This window comes from Escherichia sp. HH41S (assembly GCF_009820115.1).
GTDB classification, from domain to species: domain Bacteria; phylum Pseudomonadota; class Gammaproteobacteria; order Enterobacterales; family Enterobacteriaceae; genus Escherichia; species Escherichia coli_F.
This window is the reverse complement of the sequence record NZ_VNXE01000077.1, coordinates 1-335: the sequence shown is the minus strand read 5'-3', so window position 1 is coordinate 335 and position 335 is coordinate 1. Positions and strand designations below refer to the sequence as shown.

1 protein-coding gene is annotated in these 335 nt (G+C 55.8%); it reads right to left on the bottom strand.

Annotation, left to right across the window (positions count from 1 at the left end):
- The coding region (locus FQZ95_RS15110) for an IS66 family transposase zinc-finger binding domain-containing protein (protein ID WP_202384155.1) at positions 1–335 on the bottom strand (335 nt) is incomplete at both ends.

Sequence of the window (335 nt, the reverse complement as noted above, 5' to 3'; positions counted from 1 at the left end):
CATTTTGTACAGGCTTTTTTTACCCGTTCTGTGCGGATCACTTTCAGGGCGCTGCTCACCAGTTCCAGTTGTTCTGCACTGACTTCCCCCAGATAATCCAGCTCACCGCCACACTCCGGGCAACAGCTTTCTTCAGACTCCAGACGGTGTATTTCACGGGGAAGGTGTGCCGGTAACGGACGACGATGGCGCGACTGTCGCAACTGGCGGGGAACCTGTGGATCGTCTTCCCGCCCACTGTAACGATCGCTGTCCTGTTCGCGTTGTTTCAGCAGGGCCTCAGCCTGTTCAACTTCACGACGCAGTTTTTCAGAACGGGTACCGAACAGCATCCG